Here is a 16,017-nt window from a genome sequence, read left to right as displayed (position 1 = left end):
GTTATCTTAATTTGAAAATTTCGCGGGAGGCGGCGATCAGGTCGTGGCGTTCGTTGGCGCCGGCATCGCGCAGTTGCGCGCATGGGGTATGGATGAGTTTGTTGGTCAGGGTATGGGCCAGGCGTTGCAACACGTCTTCGGCGCTGGCGCCGCTGTTGAGTTGGGCTAGCGCTCGTTGCAAGGCTTCGTCGCGGGTCTGCTCCGCTTGGGCACGGTAATCGCGAATGGTTTCTTGGGCGCCTTGCGAGCGCAGCCAAGCCAGGAAATGTTCGACTTGGGTGTCGATGATCTCTTCGGCTTGTTCGGCGGCGCGGCGGCGGGAGTCCATGTTCTGGTTCACGGTGTGCTGCAGGTCGTCGACCGTGTACAGATAAACGTCGCGCAAGTGCCCGACTTCGGCCTCGATATCGCGCGGCACGGCCAAATCGACCATGAACATCGGTTTGTGTTTACGGATTTTGATCGCGCTCTCGACCCGGCCTTTGCCTAAAATCGGCAACTGGCTGGCGGTGGACGAAACTACGATATCGGCTTCGGCCAGATGGTTGGGCAGTTCCGCCAGCGAGATGGCATAGCCGTTAAATTGGGCGGCGAGCGCGTGCGCTTTATCGTAAGTGCGGTTGGCGATGATAATCCGGCCGATGCCGTGTTGGAACAAATGCCGGGCGGTGAGTTCTATGGTTTCGCCGGCGCCGATCAACAGTGCGGTCTGGTCGCTCAGCTTGTCGAAGATTTGCTGCGCCAGTTGCACCGCGGCGAAGGCCACGGAAACCGGGCTGGAGCCGATCGCCGTATCGGTACGCACCTTTTTCGCGGCGGAAAAGGTGTGCTGGAATAGCTTGCTGAGGTTGCGGCCCAGCGTGCCGGCTTGCGAGGCGGCGTGGTAGGCGGTTTTCATCTGGCCTAGAATCTGCGGTTCGCCGAGTATCATCGAATCCAGGCCGCAGGCGACGCGAAACATGTGGCGAATCGATTGGCTGTCTTTATAGCTGTATAGGTAGGGCGTGAACTCGGCGGGTTTGATCCGCTTGGTATCGGCAATCCATTCCACCAGCGAGCTTTGGTCGTCGCTATCGGCCTGACAGTAAAATTCGGTACGGTTGCAGGTAGAAAGTATTGCCGCTTCGCTGATTTCGCGGATGCTCCACAAATTTTTCAGCGTGCTTTCCAGGGCTTCCGACGGGAACGCTAACCGTTCGCGGACGGCGACCGGCGCTGTGTTGTAATTTATCCCTACGGCAAGAAGAGTCATTGGTTTAAGCGTAATCACTTAAGAAAATTCCTATATTTTAAGTAATGCGCTGTTTTTGTCCAAATCCAATCAAACAGCGGCCCTACTCGCCGGGGTTTTTCTGGTAATCTATTTAAAACAATTTTCTGAACACGGGTCGATTGATTGCATGAACAAATGGATAGCCACAGCAATAGTTTTATCTTTAGCCGGATGTGCTGTTGCGCCTGAAAAGGAGGCAACGGTCGAGGGGCGGCCGGCAAAGGTCGACGGCCTGGAGAGCCGGGTTAACCGCAACACCGTGATCGACGAAGAGGTGTTGTATTTGCTGATGGCGGCGGAGTTGGCAGGCCAGCGCAACCAATACGATTTGGCGATGGATGCGTACTTGCAGGCCGCAAAACGGGTCGACGATCCGCGCATCGCCGAAAGGGCGGTGAAAATCGGTTTGTTCTTGAAGGACGAAACGCGGACGCGGGAGGCGTTGACGGTATGGCTGTCTAAAGACGGCAAAAATTTGGCGGCCAGAAAATTCGCGGCGCTGTTGGCGATTAAGAATTCGGACCGTAAGGCTGCGCTGGATAATCTCGATGCTATGCTGGCCGACGATCCTGCCGGTTTCGAAGCCGGGTTGCTGGAGATGAGCAAACTGTTGGAAAAAGAGGGCCGGACTCAGTTTACTTACGACGTGTTGGATGAGTTGGCGCAAATGCGTCCGGCGCATGCCGGCATCTTCTTCGTCCAGGCCGTATTGGCTTCGGTACTGCAACAAAACGAACTGGCCCAACAAAAAATCAGCCAAGCGCTGTTATTGGAGCCCGACTGGAACAAGGCGGTTATCTTTCAAGCCCAGTTGGCCGGGCGCGCAGGCGACTTGGCCAAGGCCAGAGAGTATCTGGAAAAAGCGGTCAAACAAGCGCCGAATGACAAGCAGCTGCGCAAAATGCTGTTGGAGGTTTTGGTCAGTAATCGCGATTACGACGACGCGATCAAGCTTTGCCAGTCGGTGCTCGACGATAAGCCCGACGATCCCGAGACACTGTTTACGCTGGCTTTGATTCACATGCAGCAAAACCAGGTCGACAAAGCCGAAAATACTTTGGAGAAGCTTTTGTCCAATCCGGAATGGGAAGGCCAGGCCAGTTTTTATCTGGGCAAGATAGAGCTGGACCAGCAGCGACCGGAAAAAGCCTTGGCTTGGTTCGATCGGGTCGAAGAGGGCAATTATGCGTTCGACGCCGATATGGCGGCAGTGTCGTTGTTGATGGGGCAGAAGCGTTTAGATGACGTCGAGGCGCGCGTCAAGCGGATGGAGGTCAAATATCCTGAGCAGCGTCTACGGATTCTGATGGTCAAGGCGGAGTTGTACAACCAGTCCGGCCGGTATCAGGAAGCTTTCGATGCATTAAGTTTGGCGCTTAAGGAGGCTCCGGATAATCGCGATGTGCTTTACGCCCGTGCGCTGGTTGCTGAGCGTTTGGATAAGCTTGACGTTCTGGAAGCCGACTTGTTGAAGATTTTGGAGAAGAAACCGGACGACGTGGCGGCGTTGAATGCGCTGGGTTATACCTTAGTCGATAGAACGCAACGCTACGATGAGGCGGCAAAATATTTGGGCAAGGCCATCGAGTTGCAACCCGATGAGCCGGTGATCGTCGATAGCTACGGTTGGTTGCTGTATAAGCAGGGTAAGTTGGCGTTGGCCTTGGAATATTTGCGCAAGGCCTACGAGAAACAACCGGAAAACGAGATTGCCGCCCATATTGCCGAGGTGCTCTGGGAGATGGGCGACAAAAAGCAGGCGAGGGAATTGTTCGATGCCGCGTTTAAAAAATCTCCGGATGACGAATATCTGCTCGAATTCAAAAAACGCTTTTTGCAGAACGGCCAGTGATTATGCTTCTTCGTGGGTTGGGATTGACTTGTTTTTTGGCGTTGTCGGCTTGTTCGCTGGTTAACGAATCCGGCGTGTCCGTCTACCGTCCCTTCGAAACCCAGGCATTGCAGGCGCATGAGCAATGGGCTTTTGCCGGCAGGCTGGCGGTTGCGGATGAGCGGGAGTCGTTTTCCGCGTCCGTGAACTGGCGGCATCGCGGAGTCAGAGACGATATAGAGCTGCTTGGACCCTTGGCGCAAGGCCGGTTGGCGATCAGTGTGGCCGACGGTACCGTTACTATTGACGACGGCGAAAATCAGCAAGAGTTCTTCGGTTCTGCAGAGCAGGTCCTGTCCGAGCGGTTGGGTGTGGCGATGCCGGTCAAGTCGCTGAAATATTGGGTGTTCGGTATTATCGATCCCGATTTGCCGGATGTCGAGTTGGATGCCGGTTTTATGCAAGCCGGCTGGCGGGTTACTTTTAAAGATTCGCATCGGATCGAGGCGGCGTCTTTGCCCAAGAAAATCAATATCGAGAAAGACAGGACAAAAATTAAGTTAATAGTGGATCAGTGGGATTTGTCGTGACTGAGGGGCAATTGAATTCGATGGGGTGGGGCGAGAAGTGGCCGGCTCCGGCAAAGTTGAATCTGATGTTGAGAATAACCGGTCGCCGAGCGGATGGTTACCATCTATTGCAAACCGTTTTTCGATTTATCGATTTATGCGATTGGATTAGTTTCAGTCCGTCCACGGATGGCAGGGTTAGGTTACGGAACCCAATCCCTGGGGTGCCCGAGAGCGACGATTTGACCGTAAGGGCGGCTAGGTTGCTCAAAGAATATACCGGTTGCGCTGAGGGTGTGTGGATCGAGATCGAGAAAAATTTGCCGATGGGCGGCGGTTTGGGCGGTGGGAGTTCCGATGCGGCTACAACGTTGTTGGTGTTGAATCGGCTTTGGGGGTTGGGGCTTTCCTTGGAAACGCTGATGGAGCTGGGGTTGCGCTTGGGGGCTGATGTTCCTGTGTTTGTGTTTGGTCGTACTGCCTGGGCAGAGGGTGTTGGAGAGAAGCTCTCCGCAGTTAGCGTTCCTGATCGGTGGGTCGTGGTAGTTAAGCCGGATTGCCATGTCGACACGAGGCAAATTTTTTTGGCTGATGGGTTGACAAGGAATAGCAAACCCATCACAATGACGGACTTTCTTGCAGGGGATGCACGAAACGATTGCCTTCCGGTTGTGAGTGATTTATATCCTACAATCACAGAGGCTGTCGAAGCCTTGTCGCAATTCGGAGTGGCTAGGCTGACCGGGACGGGTGCTTGTGTTTTTGCGGAATTTGATTCCGAAGATTTAGCAAGGTGCGCGTTCTTCGAATTAAGTGAGGTGTGGCAGGTTTATCTCGCCAAAGGCGTCGATAGGTCGCCTCTTCACGCTAAGTTAGGACAAGGAAGGTTTTAATTCAATTATTGGGCTGTCGCCAAGCGGTAAGGCACGGGGTTTTGATCCCCGCATACCTAGGTTCGAATCCTAGCAGCCCAGCCATAATTTCCAAATTTAAATCCCTTGGGAGTGCTTGAATGCGCGAAGCTTCGGTAATGGTATTCTCCGGCAATGCCAATAAGGCCTTGTCTGAAGGTATCGTAAAGAAGCTGAATATGCGTCTGGGCATGGCTAGCGTCGGTCGTTTTAGCGATGGCGAGATTTTTGTGGAGATTCAAGAGAATGTCCGCGGAAGGGATGTGTTTGTTATTCAGCCGACTTGTTCGCCCACCAATGAAAACTTGATGGAATTGTTGGTGATGATTGACGCGCTTCGGCGTGCGTCTGCTGCAAGGATAACTGCGGTGATGCCATACTATGGCTATGCGCGACAAGACAGGCGGTCGCGATCGGCGCGGGTTCCGATAACGGCGCGTTTGGTGGCTGACATGATTGGTAATGCTGGTGCGGATCGGGCGCTTACGGTCGATTTGCATTCTGATCAGATTATGGGGTTTTTCGGAATTCCGGTCGATAATGTGTATGCATCTCCGATTTTGTTGGGTGATATCTGGCGGCAAGAATATCCGGATTTGATAGTCGTCTCTCCTGATGTTGGCGGCGTAGTGAGGGCGAGGGCGATTGCCAAGCGGTTGGGTGATGCGGATTTGGCGATTATAGATAAGCGCAGGCCTAGGCCAAATGTCTCCGAAATCATGCACATCATCGGTGATGTCGACGGCAGAACCTGTGTAATGGTCGATGACTTAGTAGATACGGCGGGAACGCTTTGTCACGCGGCTGCGGCATTGAAGAAGCATGGTGCGAAAAAAGTCGTTGCTTACTGTACGCATCCTGTGTTGTCCGGGCCTGCGGCAGAGAATGTCAGGCAGTCCTTGCTTGATGAGTTGGTTGTGACCGATACGATACCGCTGACTGAAGAGTTGGTGGGGGTTGTTAAGATTAGGCAGTTAAGCGTCGCTGAAATGCTGGCTGAAACTATAAGGCGAATAGCGGTTGGAGAGTCCGTGAGTTCGTTATATGTTGATTAACAAGAATTAAAGTAGTGCTTGAATGGCAAGCGTGAGGAGAAATAATGGCAAACGTGTTTGAATTTGTTGCGGAGGCCCGTGTTGGCGTGGGGAGTGCTTCTGCGAAAGTTGTTCGTCGTCAAGGTAAGGTGCCAGCGGTTATTTACGGCGGCTCTGCTTCTCCTCAAATGCTGGTATTGGATCATAACGAGATCGTCAAGCACCTTACGCATGAGGCGGTTTATTCCCACGTCCTGGATGTGACTGTTGACGGTAAAACTGAGAAAGCGGTTTTGAAGCACATTCAACGTCATCCTGCAAAGCCTCAGATTTTGCATATGGATTTCATGCGTGTCGATGATTCTCATAGGCTGAAAGTCCATGTTCCTTTGCACTTTGTTAATGAAGCTGTCTGCGTTGGTGTCAAGAAGGGCGGTGTCGTGACTCACGCCATGACTGATGTCGAGGTGGTGTGTATGCCTTCGGCGTTGCCGGAATTCATCGAAGTGGATTTGGCTGGGGTGGATATCGGGGCGACCATTCACTTGTCTGATTTGGTGTTGCCGGCGGGTGTCGAGTTGCCTGCTTTGGCTCATGGTGCTGAGCATAATCATCCGGTGGCTCAGGTTGTGAAAACCAGGGGTTCGGAAGAGTCTGAATGATTATCCGAAAGGGCGAATGATTAAGGTAATTGTTGGTCTGGGTAATCCTGGTCAGCAGTATGAAAAAACCCGGCATAATGCCGGGTTTTTGTTTGTAGATCGTTTGGCTGCATTTTGTGGTGGCGGGTGGTCTCGTGCTGGGCAATTTCAAGCGGATGTTGCTGAGTGTTTTGTTGGTGACGGCAAGGTTTTGTTGTTGAAGCCAATGGCATTTATGAACAGAAGCGGTGCTTCGGTTGGTGCGGTTTTGCGGTATTACAAGCTGGACCCTAGCGAGCTGTTGGTGGTGCATGACGAGCTTGAGTTGGCGGAAGGTTTGGTTAGGCTTAAGCGGGACGGGGGGCATGGGGGGCACAACGGTTTGCGCGACATTATTGATCATATCGGAACTAGAGATTTTTATCGTTTGCGAATCGGAATAAGTCGGCCTCTGGTGGGTGGTGTTGCTGATTATGTATTGTCCGGTTTTTCTGGGGATGCGTTGGCACGGCTCTCCGATTTGTTTGAAATTTTGCTGAAGGATGTTGATGCTTTGCTGGCGGGTGATTTAACTGTTGTTAATTCGCTGTCGTAAGGAGTGGTTTAAAAAAAGCTTGACCTCTTTGGGAAAGAAGAGGAAAATTGATCGAATAAGTACGGAGGGGTTCCCGAGCGGCCAAAGGGATCAGACTGTAAATCTGCCGGTTCTACCTTCGGAGGTTCGAATCCTCCCCCCTCCACCACCTTGTTTTTGAGGAATCCTGCGGGTGTAGTTCAATGGTAGAACTCCAGCCTTCCAAGCTGATTGCGTGGGTTCGATTCCCATCACCCGCTCCATTCTGAGTAGGTTGTTTTTGCTCATATAGCTCAGTAGGTAGAGCACTTCCTTGGTAAGGAAGAGGTCACCGGTTCAAATCCGGTTATGAGCTCCAGTTTATTTTGATCGTATTGTTGTAGGTGTTTCGAAATGGCTAAAGAAAAATTTGAAAGAAAGAAACCGCACGTAAACGTAGGGACAATCGGCCACGTTGACCACGGCAAAACCACGCTGACAGCGGCTTTGACCAAAGTGATGGCTGAACTGCAAGGTGGCGAAGCAAAAGCATTCGATCAAATCGACAACGCACCCGAAGAGCGCGCTCGCGGCATCACCATTTCAACCTCTCACGTTGAATACGAGTCAGCCAATCGCCATTACGCCCACGTTGACTGCCCGGGTCACGCCGACTACGTCAAAAACATGATTACCGGTGCCGCTCAAATGGACGGCGCTATTCTGGTTTGCTCCGCTGCCGACGGCCCGATGCCACAAACTCGTGAGCACATCCTGTTGTCTCGCCAAGTAGGTGTGCCTTACATCGTCGTGTTCCTGAACAAAGCCGATATGGTTGACGATGCTGAGTTGATCGAACTGGTTGAGATGGAAATCCGTGAATTGTTGAATCAGTACGAATTCCCCGGCGACGACACCCCAATCATTGTTGGTTCAGCGTTGAAGGCACTGGAAGGCGAGCAAAGCGAAATCGGTGTCCAATCGGTTGTTAAACTGGTTGAGGCGCTGGACAGTTACATCCCAGAGCCGCAGCGTGCGGTCGACGGCAAATTCCTGATGCCGATCGAAGACGTATTCTCCATTTCCGGTCGCGGTACCGTGGTAACCGGACGTGTTGAGCGCGGCATCATTAAGGTTGGTGAAGAGGTCGAAATCGTCGGTATTCGCGATACCCAAAAAACCACCTGCACCGGTGTCGAAATGTTCCGCAAATTGCTGGACCAAGGCCAAGCCGGTGACAACGTCGGTATCCTGTTGCGTGGTACTAAACGTGACGATGTTGAGCGGGGTCAAGTATTGGCGCACGTAAACAGCATCAAGCCGCACTCCCATTTCAAAGCGGAAATTTACGTATTGTCGAAAGAAGAGGGTGGTCGTCACACCCCATTCTTCAACGGCTACCGTCCGCAGTTCTACTTCAGAACGACCGACGTAACCGGTGCGGTTGAGCTGCCTGAAGGCGTAGAAATGGTAATGCCGGGCGACAACATCTCCGTCACCGTTAAATTGATCTCACCGATCGCGATGGAAGACGGCTTGCGCTTCGCGATCCGCGAAGGTGGTCGTACCGTAGGTGCGGGTGTTGTGGCTTCTATCGTCGAGTAACGCCGCTTTTGGCTGAAGGTTTATTTTCTGAATTAGGTCAGTAGTTCAATTGGTAGAGCAGCGGTCTCCAAAACCGCAAGTTGGGGGTTCGAGTCCCTCCTGGCCTGCCACTCAGAAAATCGTTTCAATTAATTTCAAGTCCTGATAAATGAACGCACACGCGGAAGAAGTCACCTCTGTAGGTGATATTGTTAAGCTGTCTTTGTCCTTGGTGGTTGCTGTTGCGGGCGTTGTAGCGTTTTATTATTTCTCCGATATTCCGCTTCTATACAGGGTTCTGTCGCTGTTGGCGGTTTTGGCTGCATCTGCCGGTCTTTGTTTTGCTACAGCAAAAGGTCGCGGTTTGTGGGGCTTCATTCTGGAGTCTAAGCAAGAGTTCAAGCGGATTGTTTGGCCGACAAAAGATGAGGCTGTGCGCACCACGCTGATGGTTTTTTTGATGGTTTTTATCGTCGGCTTGATACTCTGGTTGCTCGATATGTTCCTGTTTTGGGGTGTCCAGCTATTGATGGGCCAGGGAGTTAAGTAATGGCGCTTCGCTGGTATGTTGTGCATGCATATTCGAACTTTGAGAATAAAGTAAAGCAGGCTCTTGAAGAGCGAATCAAGCGAGAAGGTTTGCAAGAATACTTCGGTAAAATCCTTGTTCCAACAGAAGAAGTTGTTGAAATGAGGATGGGTCAGCAACGGAAAAGTGAGCGAAAGTTTTTTCCTGGTTATGTGCTGGTCCAGATGGAGTTGAATGACGAAACCTGGCATTTGGTCCGTAATGTGCCTAGAGTGTTGGGGTTTATTGGCGGCGCCTCAGATAGGCCTTCACCGATTTCAGAAAAAGAGGCGATGGCGATATTGAGTCGCGTCGAAGAGGGCGTCAACAAGCCAAGGCCTAAGGTTCTGTTTGAAGTAGGTGAGGTTGTCAGAATTATAGACGGTCCGTTTAAAGACTTTAATGGCAATATCGAAGAAGTAAATTACGAGAAAAGCCGCCTGAGAGTATCTGTGCTGATCTTTGGTCGTTCAACGCCAGTCGAGCTTGAGTTTGGCCAAGTCGAAAAAATTTAACCAAATGTAGGTTTTTAGAAATCCCTGCCATTCGCGTGGCCGGGATTTTTGTTTCTTGGGGAGCTTATAAAGCGTTATAACCCGTTGGGAGTATAAAATGGCAAAAAAAATTGATTCGTATATCAAGTTACAGGTCAAAGCGGGGGAGGCGAATCCGAGTCCGCCGGTAGGTCCTGCTTTAGGTCAACGTGGCGTTAACATCATGGAGTTCTGTAAAGCGTTTAACGCCAGAACCCAGGACGTGGAAAAAGGGCTGCCTCTCCCCGTCGTGATCACCGTTTACAGCGATAAAAGCTTCACATTCATTACCAAAACTCCACCTGCTTCGATATTGTTGAAAAAAGCGGTCGGAATAAAAAGTGGCAGCGCTAAGCCAAACTCCAATAAAGTCGGTACCGTAACCAGAGCCCAGTTGGAAGAAATTGCCAAAACCAAAATGGAAGATTTGAATGCAGCCGATATGGAAGCTGCCATCAGAATTATTGCGGGAAGCGCTCGCAGCATGGGCTTGAACGTGGAGGGCGTGTAATGGCTAAAATTTCGAAAAAAGCAAAAGCCATCAAAGAAAAGGTTGTGCGCAGCAAACAATATTCTGTCAGCGAAGCGGTCAGTTTGTTGAAAGAATTTGCTAATAGTAAATTCGACGAATCTGTAGACGTCAGTGTCAACCTCGGCGTTGATCCGCGTAAATCCGACCAAAACGTACGCGGAGCGTCTGTTTTGCCTAATGGCACCGGGAAAACCGTTAGAGTAGCCGTGTTCACGCAGGGGCCTAACGCCGATGCCGCGCGTGAGGCCGGTGCCGATGTCGTTGGCATGGACGATCTTGCCGAGCAGGTCAAACGTGGCGAAATGAATTTCGATGTTGTTATCGCCTCTCCCGACGCGATGCGTGTTGTAGGTCAATTGGGCCAGATTTTAGGTCCAAGAGGTCTGATGCCTAACCCAAAAGTCGGTACAGTTACCCCCGATGTTGCAACCGCAGTGAAAAATGCCAAATCCGGTCAAGTCAGATACCGTACTGACAAGGCAGGTATTATCCATTGCTCGATCGGTAAAGTTTCGTTTGACGAAAATGCGCTCAAACAAAACCTTGAGTTTCTCATTGGCGACTTGAAAAAAGCCAAGCCGACTGCTGCCAAAGGTATTTATCTGAAAAAAATCTCGCTGTCTTCTACCATGGGTCCAGGCCTGTGGATCGATCAAACAAGCATCGATATTTAATTTTCAAAAAACTTTGGGTTGCCGGACTAAGCCGGCAACCGTCAAAGACCGTAGGGGCTCAGGCTTAATTATCCTACGCAGACGGGAGCTGGAACCAAAAGGTGAAAGATACCCGTAAGGGGCATCGCAAAGATGCGTTTTATTGATTCTGATGAAAATTCAGAAACACACCGGAGATAGATGTGGCACTCAATTTAGATGGCAAAAAAGTTGTCGTAGAGGAAGTTGCTGAATTCGCCGCCAAAGCCCTTTCTGCGGTTGCCGCAGAATATCGTGGATTGACCGTTACTGAACTTACCAAGCTCAGGAAAACTGCGAGAGAAACAGGTGTTTATTTGCGCGTTGTAAAAAATACGCTCGCAAAACGTGCCGTCGCCGGAACCGAATTCGAATGCATGCAAGATGGGTTGGTTGGACCTCTGATCTTAGCTTTTTCGATGGAGGATCCTGGTTCTGCTGCGCGCTTGGTAAGCGATTTCGCGAAAGAAAACAACAAGTTAATCGCCAAAGTTGTGGCAATTGGCGGTCAAGCTTTCGGCGGATCGGAATTGGAACGTCTGGCGAGATTGCCGACTCGCGATCAAGGTATCAGCATGCTGATGTCGGTCATGAAAGGCCCTGTCGAGAAATTGGCTCGTACGTTGGCGGCTATCAGAGACGAGAAAGAAGCGGCATAAATTCGCGACCTACGATATACAACTTTAAATATTTAGAGGAATAAAAAATGGCAATTTCAAAAGAAGACATCCTTGAAGCAGTTGCGAATATGACTGTGATGGAAATCGTTGACCTGATTTCTGCGATGGAAGAAAAATTTGGCGTTTCTGCGGCTGCTGCGGTCGCTGTTGCCGCTCCAGCTGCCGCTGCTGCAGTTGTTGAAGAACAAACCGAGTTCGATGTAATTTTGACAGGCTTCGGCGACAATAAAGTTGCTGTCATTAAAGCGGTTCGCGGTTTGACCGGCTTGGGTCTGAAAGAAGCAAAAGACGCTGTAGAAGGCGCTCCAACCACATTGAAAGAAGGCGTCAGCAAAGCTGAAGCCGAAGCGGCCAAAAAAGAACTTGAAGAAGCTGGCGCAACCGCCGAAATCAAATAAGTATCTTGACTGCTACATATCTGGCGTAAGCCTACCAAACCGGGCTGACGGCATCTTGCCGTCGGCCTTTTACTGCTTGTAAAAAGCAGTACAAATATTCTCTGACGACGAAGGTATAGAAGCAATATGGCCTATTCTTTTACCGAAAAAAAGCGTATCCGTAATAATTTTGGGAAAGGTACAGAGGTACTCGACGTCCCATATCTATTAGCGACACAAATAGATTCCTATGCGAATTTCCTGCAATCCGGTGTGGAGCCCGATAAACGGCGCAACCAAGGATTGCACGCAGCATTCTCCAGCGTATTTCCGGTGGTTAGCCACTCTGGTTACGCCGTATTGGAATACGTTAAGTATCGCTTGGGAGAGCCCGCTTTCGACGTGAGAGAATGCCAGCAACGCGGCGCGACGTTTTCGGCGCCGCTGCGAGTGTTGGTGCGCCTGGTGATTTACGACAAAGATGCGCCGGCTAATACTAAAGTTGTCAAGGATATCCGTGAGCAGGAAGTTTACATGGGCGAACTGCCGTTGATGACCGACAACGGTACATTCGTGATCAACGGTACCGAGCGTGTCATCGTTTCGCAATTGCACAGATCGCCCGGCGTATTCTTCGACCACGATAAAGGTAAAACCCATTCTTCGGGAAAATTGCTGTTCAATGCCCGGGTGATTCCGTACCGCGGCTCTTGGTTGGATTTCGAATTCGACCATAAAGACGCCGTTTACGTACGTATCGACAGACGCCGGAAAATTCCGGCCACGATTCTGCTGAGAGCGCTGGGATACGAAAACGAAGAGATGGTCAAGATTTTCTTCGACACCAACAAGTTCTCTTTGAATGCCGACAAATTGATGTTCCATGTGATCCCGGAACGTTTGCGCGGCGAGATGGCGGTATTCGATATCAAACACGACGGCAAGGTTGTGATTGAAGAGGGCCGCAGAATCACCGCGAAGCATGTCCGCCAGTTGGAAAAAGCCGGTGTCACCGAAATTGAAGTGCCGCGCGACTATTTGTGCGGCAAAATTCTTGGCCACAACGTTATCGATAAATCGACCGGAGAGTTATTGGCCAACGTCAACGACGAGATTACCGATAACCTGTTGCAAAAACTGATCGACGCCGGTGTGTCCGAAATCAACACGTTGTACGTGAACGATCTCGACCGCGGTCCGTACATTTCCAACTCCATGCGCTTGGACACGACGACCAACCGGCTGGAAGCCCTGGTCGAAATTTACCGGATGATGCGTCCGGGCGAGCCGCCCACCGTGGAGTCGGCCGAAAACTTGTTCGAGAACCTGTTTTTTACCGACGAACGTTACGACCTGTCTGCCGTTGGACGCATGAAGTTTAATCGCAGGTTGGGCAGAGAAGAAACCGACGGTCCGGGAACGCTCAGCAAAGAAGACATTATCGATGTCCTGAAAGAATTGATCAAAATCAGAAACGGTAACGGCACCGTGGACGATATCGACCACTTGGGAAATCGCCGCGTCCGCTCAGTCGGTGAAATGATCGAAAACCAATTCCGTATCGGTTTGGTGCGGGTTGAGCGTGCGGTCAGAGAGCGTTTGACCCTGGCCGATTCGGAAGGCTATATGCCGCAGGAAATTATCAACGCCAAACCGGTGTCAGCTGCGGTGAAGGAGTTTTTCGGCTCCAGCCAGTTGTCGCAGTTCATGGACCAAAACAATCCGCTGTCGCAGGTCACACATAAACGCCGGGTTTCCGCGTTGGGTCCAGGCGGCTTGGCCAGAGAGCGTGCAGGATTCGAGGTTCGCGACGTTCACACCACGCACTACGGCCGGGTGTGCCCGATCGAGACGCCAGAGGGGCCGAATATCGGTTTGATTAACTCGTTGTCGGTATATGCCAGAACCAACGAATACGGTTTCCTGGAGACGCCATACAGAAAAGTGGTCGATGGCAAAGTAACCGACCAAGTCGATTACATTTCTGCTATTGAAGAAGGCGAATACGTCATCGCTCAGTCCAGCGTGGCTGTCGACGAAAACGGTAAGCTGGTCGAAGGCTTGGTGTCGTGCCGTTATAAGGACGAATTTACCCTGGCGTCGTCGGACACCGTGCAATATATGGACGTGTCTTCCAAGCAGATTGTTTCGGTAGCGGCTTCCATTATTCCATTCTTGGAGCACGACGACGCCAACCGCGCCTTGATGGGTTCAAACATGCAACGCCAAGCGGTTCCGACTTTGCGTGCGGAGAAACCGTTGGTCGGTACCGGTATGGAGCGGGTTGTCGCTAAAGACTCCGGGGTAACGGTAGTTGCTACCCGCGGCGGTAGGGTCGAAGCCGTCGACGCGGGCCGTATCGTGGTTCGCGCCAACGATGACGAAACCGTTGCCGGCGTACCGGGTGTGGATATTTACAATCTGATCAAATATACCCGCTCCAACCAAAATACCTGTATCAACCAAAAACCTTTGGTCAAGCTGGGTGACATCGTCAATAAAGGCGATATTTTGGCCGATGGACCGTCTACCGACTTAGGCGAGTTGGCGCTGGGTCAGAACATGCTGATCGCTTTCATGCCTTGGAACGGTTACAACTTCGAAGACTCGATCCTGGTGTCAGAGCGGGTCGTGAAAGAAGATCGTTTTACGACGATTCACATCGAAGAAAAAACCTGTGTCGCGCGGGAGACCAAACATAGTCCGGAAGAAATCACTGCCGATATTCCAAACGTCAGCGAGGAAGCGCTTTCCAAGTTGGACGAGTCGGGTATTGTGTATGTCGGTGCCGAAGTCAAAGGTGGCGACATTCTGGTCGGTAAGGTGACTCCGAAAGGCGAAACTCAACTGACGCCGGAAGAAAAACTGTTACGGGCGATTTTCGGCGAAAAAGCTGCCGACGTGAAAGATACTTCTTTGCGGGTGCCCGGCAACGTCCGCGGTACTGTGATCGACGTGCAAGTCTTCACTCGCGATGGCGTTAAGAAAGACAAACGAGCGCTGGAGATTGAGGAAGCCGAAATCAAGCGTTATCGCAAAGATTTGGACGATCAGTTGAAAATTGTCGAACACGACATTTTTGCGCGGGTCAAAACCTTGCTGACCGGCAAGAAAGCCGAAAAAGGGCCGAATGGTCTTAAAAAAGGCGAAGAAATCAGCGCCGATTATCTGGATCAATTGACCCATTCCGAGTTGTTGAAAATCAGAACCTTGGACGAGGATGCCAACCTTCAGTTGGAAACCGTTGCCGAACAAGTCGAGCAGCAACGCAAAGAATTTGACGAGCGTTTCGAGCAGAAAAAGAAAAAAATCACGATGGGCGACGACCTGGCGCCAGGCGTGCTGAAAATGGTCAAGGTCTATTTGGCCGTGAAAAAACGTATCCAGCCGGGCGATAAGATGGCAGGTCGCCACGGTAACAAGGGTGTTATCTCACAGATCGTGCCGATCGAAGACATGCCTTATACCGCGGACGGTAATCCGGTCGACATTCTGCTCAATCCGCTCGGCGTACCGTCGCGGATGAACGTGGGCCAGGTGCTGGAAACCCACTTGGGCTGGGCGGCAAAAGGCTTGGGTATCAAGATTGGAAAAATGTTGGAAGCGCAAGCCAAGGTCGCCGAAATTCGCGGTTTCCTGGAAAAAATCTACAACTGCAGCGGTAAAAAAGAAGATCTGAGCCTGTTCAGCGATAAAGAGATTTTGGAGTTGGCGCTCAATTTGGTCAGCGGTGTGCCGATGGCGACTCCGGTATTCGACGGCGCTTCAGAAGAAGATATTCGTACCATGCTGCGTTTGGCCGATTTGCCTGAGCATGGTCAAACCGTGCTTTACGACGGATTGACTGGCGAACCGTTCGAACGGGAAGTTACCGTGGGTTATATGTACATGCTGAAATTGAACCACTTGGTCGATGACAAAATGCATGCGCGTTCCACAGGTCCATATAGTCTGGTCACGCAACAACCGTTGGGCGGTAAAGCGCAATTCGGTGGTCAGCGCTTCGGTGAGATGGAGGTCTGGGCTCTGGAAGCCTACGGCGCGGCCTACACATTGCAGGAAATGTTGACGGTCAAGTCGGACGACGTCACAGGCCGGACCCGAATGTACAAAAACATTGTCGACGGCAACCATTCCATGGAAGCCGGTATGCCGGAATCGTTTAACGTATTAGTCAAAGAGATACGTTCCTTGGCGGTCAATATCGAGATGGAACAAGAGTAGTCGGCCTCACGCGAC

General features: G+C 51.3%; 15 protein-coding genes and 5 tRNA genes. 19 read left to right on the top strand and 1 reads right to left on the bottom strand.

Annotated elements, in window-relative coordinates; genetic code table 11:
* Position 1 precedes the first annotated feature (1 nt).
* Complete coding sequence (gene hemA, locus VXJ35_RS18885) at positions 2-1,252, bottom strand: glutamyl-tRNA reductase (protein ID WP_064022745.1); 1,251 nt, start codon at positions 1,250-1,252, stop codon at positions 2-4.
* A gap of 148 nt (positions 1,253-1,400) precedes the next feature.
* Here hemA and VXJ35_RS18880 point away from each other — a divergent pair, with 148 nt between their 5' ends.
* The 19 genes from VXJ35_RS18880 (at position 1,401) to rpoB (ending at position 16,002) form a co-directional block, all read left to right on the top strand.
* Positions 1,401-3,125 carry a tetratricopeptide repeat protein gene (locus tag VXJ35_RS18880; RefSeq protein ID WP_064022744.1) on the top strand — a complete coding sequence of 575 codons (1,725 nt, stop codon included), beginning with the start codon at positions 1,401-1,403 and terminating at the stop codon, positions 3,123-3,125.
* Positions 3,126-3,127: 2 nt separating this feature from the next.
* Entirely contained in the window at positions 3,128-3,694 is a 567-nt protein-coding gene (gene lolB, locus VXJ35_RS18875) for a lipoprotein insertase outer membrane protein LolB (protein WP_054762717.1), read from the top strand.
* Between the two features lie 20 nt (positions 3,695-3,714).
* Entirely contained in the window at positions 3,715-4,566 is an 852-nt protein-coding gene (ispE, locus tag VXJ35_RS18870) for a 4-(cytidine 5'-diphospho)-2-C-methyl-D-erythritol kinase (protein WP_064023597.1), read from the top strand.
* 9 nt (positions 4,567-4,575) lie between these two features.
* Positions 4,576-4,650 (top strand) — tRNA-Gln (locus tag VXJ35_RS18865).
* 35 nt (positions 4,651-4,685) lie between these two features.
* Positions 4,686-5,639, top strand: a complete 954-nt coding sequence (locus VXJ35_RS18860) for a ribose-phosphate diphosphokinase (RefSeq protein ID WP_064022743.1) — start codon at positions 4,686-4,688, stop codon at positions 5,637-5,639.
* 44 nt (positions 5,640-5,683) lie between these two features.
* Positions 5,684-6,280 carry a 50S ribosomal protein L25/general stress protein Ctc gene (locus tag VXJ35_RS18855; RefSeq protein WP_064022742.1) on the top strand — a complete coding sequence of 199 codons (597 nt, stop codon included), beginning with the start codon at positions 5,684-5,686 and terminating at the stop codon, positions 6,278-6,280.
* A 16-nt stretch (positions 6,281-6,296) separates the two neighbouring features.
* Positions 6,297-6,854 carry an aminoacyl-tRNA hydrolase gene (pth, locus tag VXJ35_RS18850; protein ID WP_064022741.1) on the top strand — a complete coding sequence of 186 codons (558 nt, stop codon included), beginning with the start codon at positions 6,297-6,299 and terminating at the stop codon, positions 6,852-6,854.
* A gap of 63 nt (positions 6,855-6,917) precedes the next feature.
* Positions 6,918-7,002: transfer RNA gene (locus tag VXJ35_RS18845), tRNA-Tyr, on the top strand.
* Between the two features lie 20 nt (positions 7,003-7,022).
* Positions 7,023-7,096 (top strand) — tRNA-Gly (locus VXJ35_RS18840).
* Between the two features lie 19 nt (positions 7,097-7,115).
* Positions 7,116-7,191: transfer RNA gene (locus VXJ35_RS18835), tRNA-Thr, on the top strand.
* A 35-nt stretch (positions 7,192-7,226) separates the two neighbouring features.
* Entirely contained in the window at positions 7,227-8,417 is a 1,191-nt protein-coding gene (gene tuf, locus VXJ35_RS18830; RefSeq protein ID WP_064022732.1) for an elongation factor Tu, read from the top strand.
* A 34-nt stretch (positions 8,418-8,451) separates the two neighbouring features.
* Positions 8,452-8,527 (top strand) — tRNA-Trp (locus tag VXJ35_RS18825).
* A 38-nt stretch (positions 8,528-8,565) separates the two neighbouring features.
* On the top strand, positions 8,566-8,946 hold the full coding sequence (secE, locus tag VXJ35_RS18820; protein ID WP_064022740.1) for a preprotein translocase subunit SecE: 381 nt from the start codon (positions 8,566-8,568) through the stop codon (positions 8,944-8,946).
* The gene (gene nusG / locus VXJ35_RS18815; RefSeq protein ID WP_064022739.1) at positions 8,946-9,479 is read left to right on the top strand and encodes a transcription termination/antitermination protein NusG; all 534 of its coding nucleotides are present in this window, start codon (positions 8,946-8,948) and stop codon (positions 9,477-9,479) included. Before secE ends, nusG begins: the two co-directional genes overlap by 1 nt.
* Before the next feature lie 97 nt (positions 9,480-9,576).
* Positions 9,577-10,008, top strand: a complete 432-nt coding sequence (rplK, locus tag VXJ35_RS18810; RefSeq protein WP_064022738.1) for a 50S ribosomal protein L11 — start codon at positions 9,577-9,579, stop codon at positions 10,006-10,008.
* Positions 10,008-10,703 (top strand): 50S ribosomal protein L1, encoded by a 696-nt coding sequence (rplA, locus tag VXJ35_RS18805; RefSeq protein WP_064022737.1) that lies wholly within the window; start codon positions 10,008-10,010, stop codon positions 10,701-10,703. The genes rplK and rplA overlap by 1 nt, the downstream gene beginning before the upstream one ends.
* 182 nt (positions 10,704-10,885) lie before the next feature.
* A complete protein-coding gene (rplJ, locus tag VXJ35_RS18800) occupies positions 10,886-11,380 on the top strand; it encodes a 50S ribosomal protein L10 (RefSeq protein WP_064022736.1) in 495 nt (164 codons plus the stop codon).
* Between the two features lie 47 nt (positions 11,381-11,427).
* Positions 11,428-11,799 (top strand): 50S ribosomal protein L7/L12, encoded by a 372-nt coding sequence (rplL, locus tag VXJ35_RS18795; protein WP_064022735.1) that lies wholly within the window; start codon positions 11,428-11,430, stop codon positions 11,797-11,799.
* A gap of 126 nt (positions 11,800-11,925) precedes the next feature.
* Entirely contained in the window at positions 11,926-16,002 is a 4,077-nt protein-coding gene (gene rpoB / locus VXJ35_RS18790) for a DNA-directed RNA polymerase subunit beta (RefSeq protein ID WP_064022734.1), read from the top strand.
* Positions 16,003-16,017 lie beyond the last annotated feature (15 nt).

The organism is Methylomonas sp. DH-1 (genome assembly GCF_046097555.1).
In the GTDB taxonomy this organism is placed as follows: domain Bacteria; phylum Pseudomonadota; class Gammaproteobacteria; order Methylococcales; family Methylomonadaceae; genus Methylomonas; species Methylomonas koyamae.
This window is presented reverse-complemented; position numbering and strand designations above follow the sequence as displayed.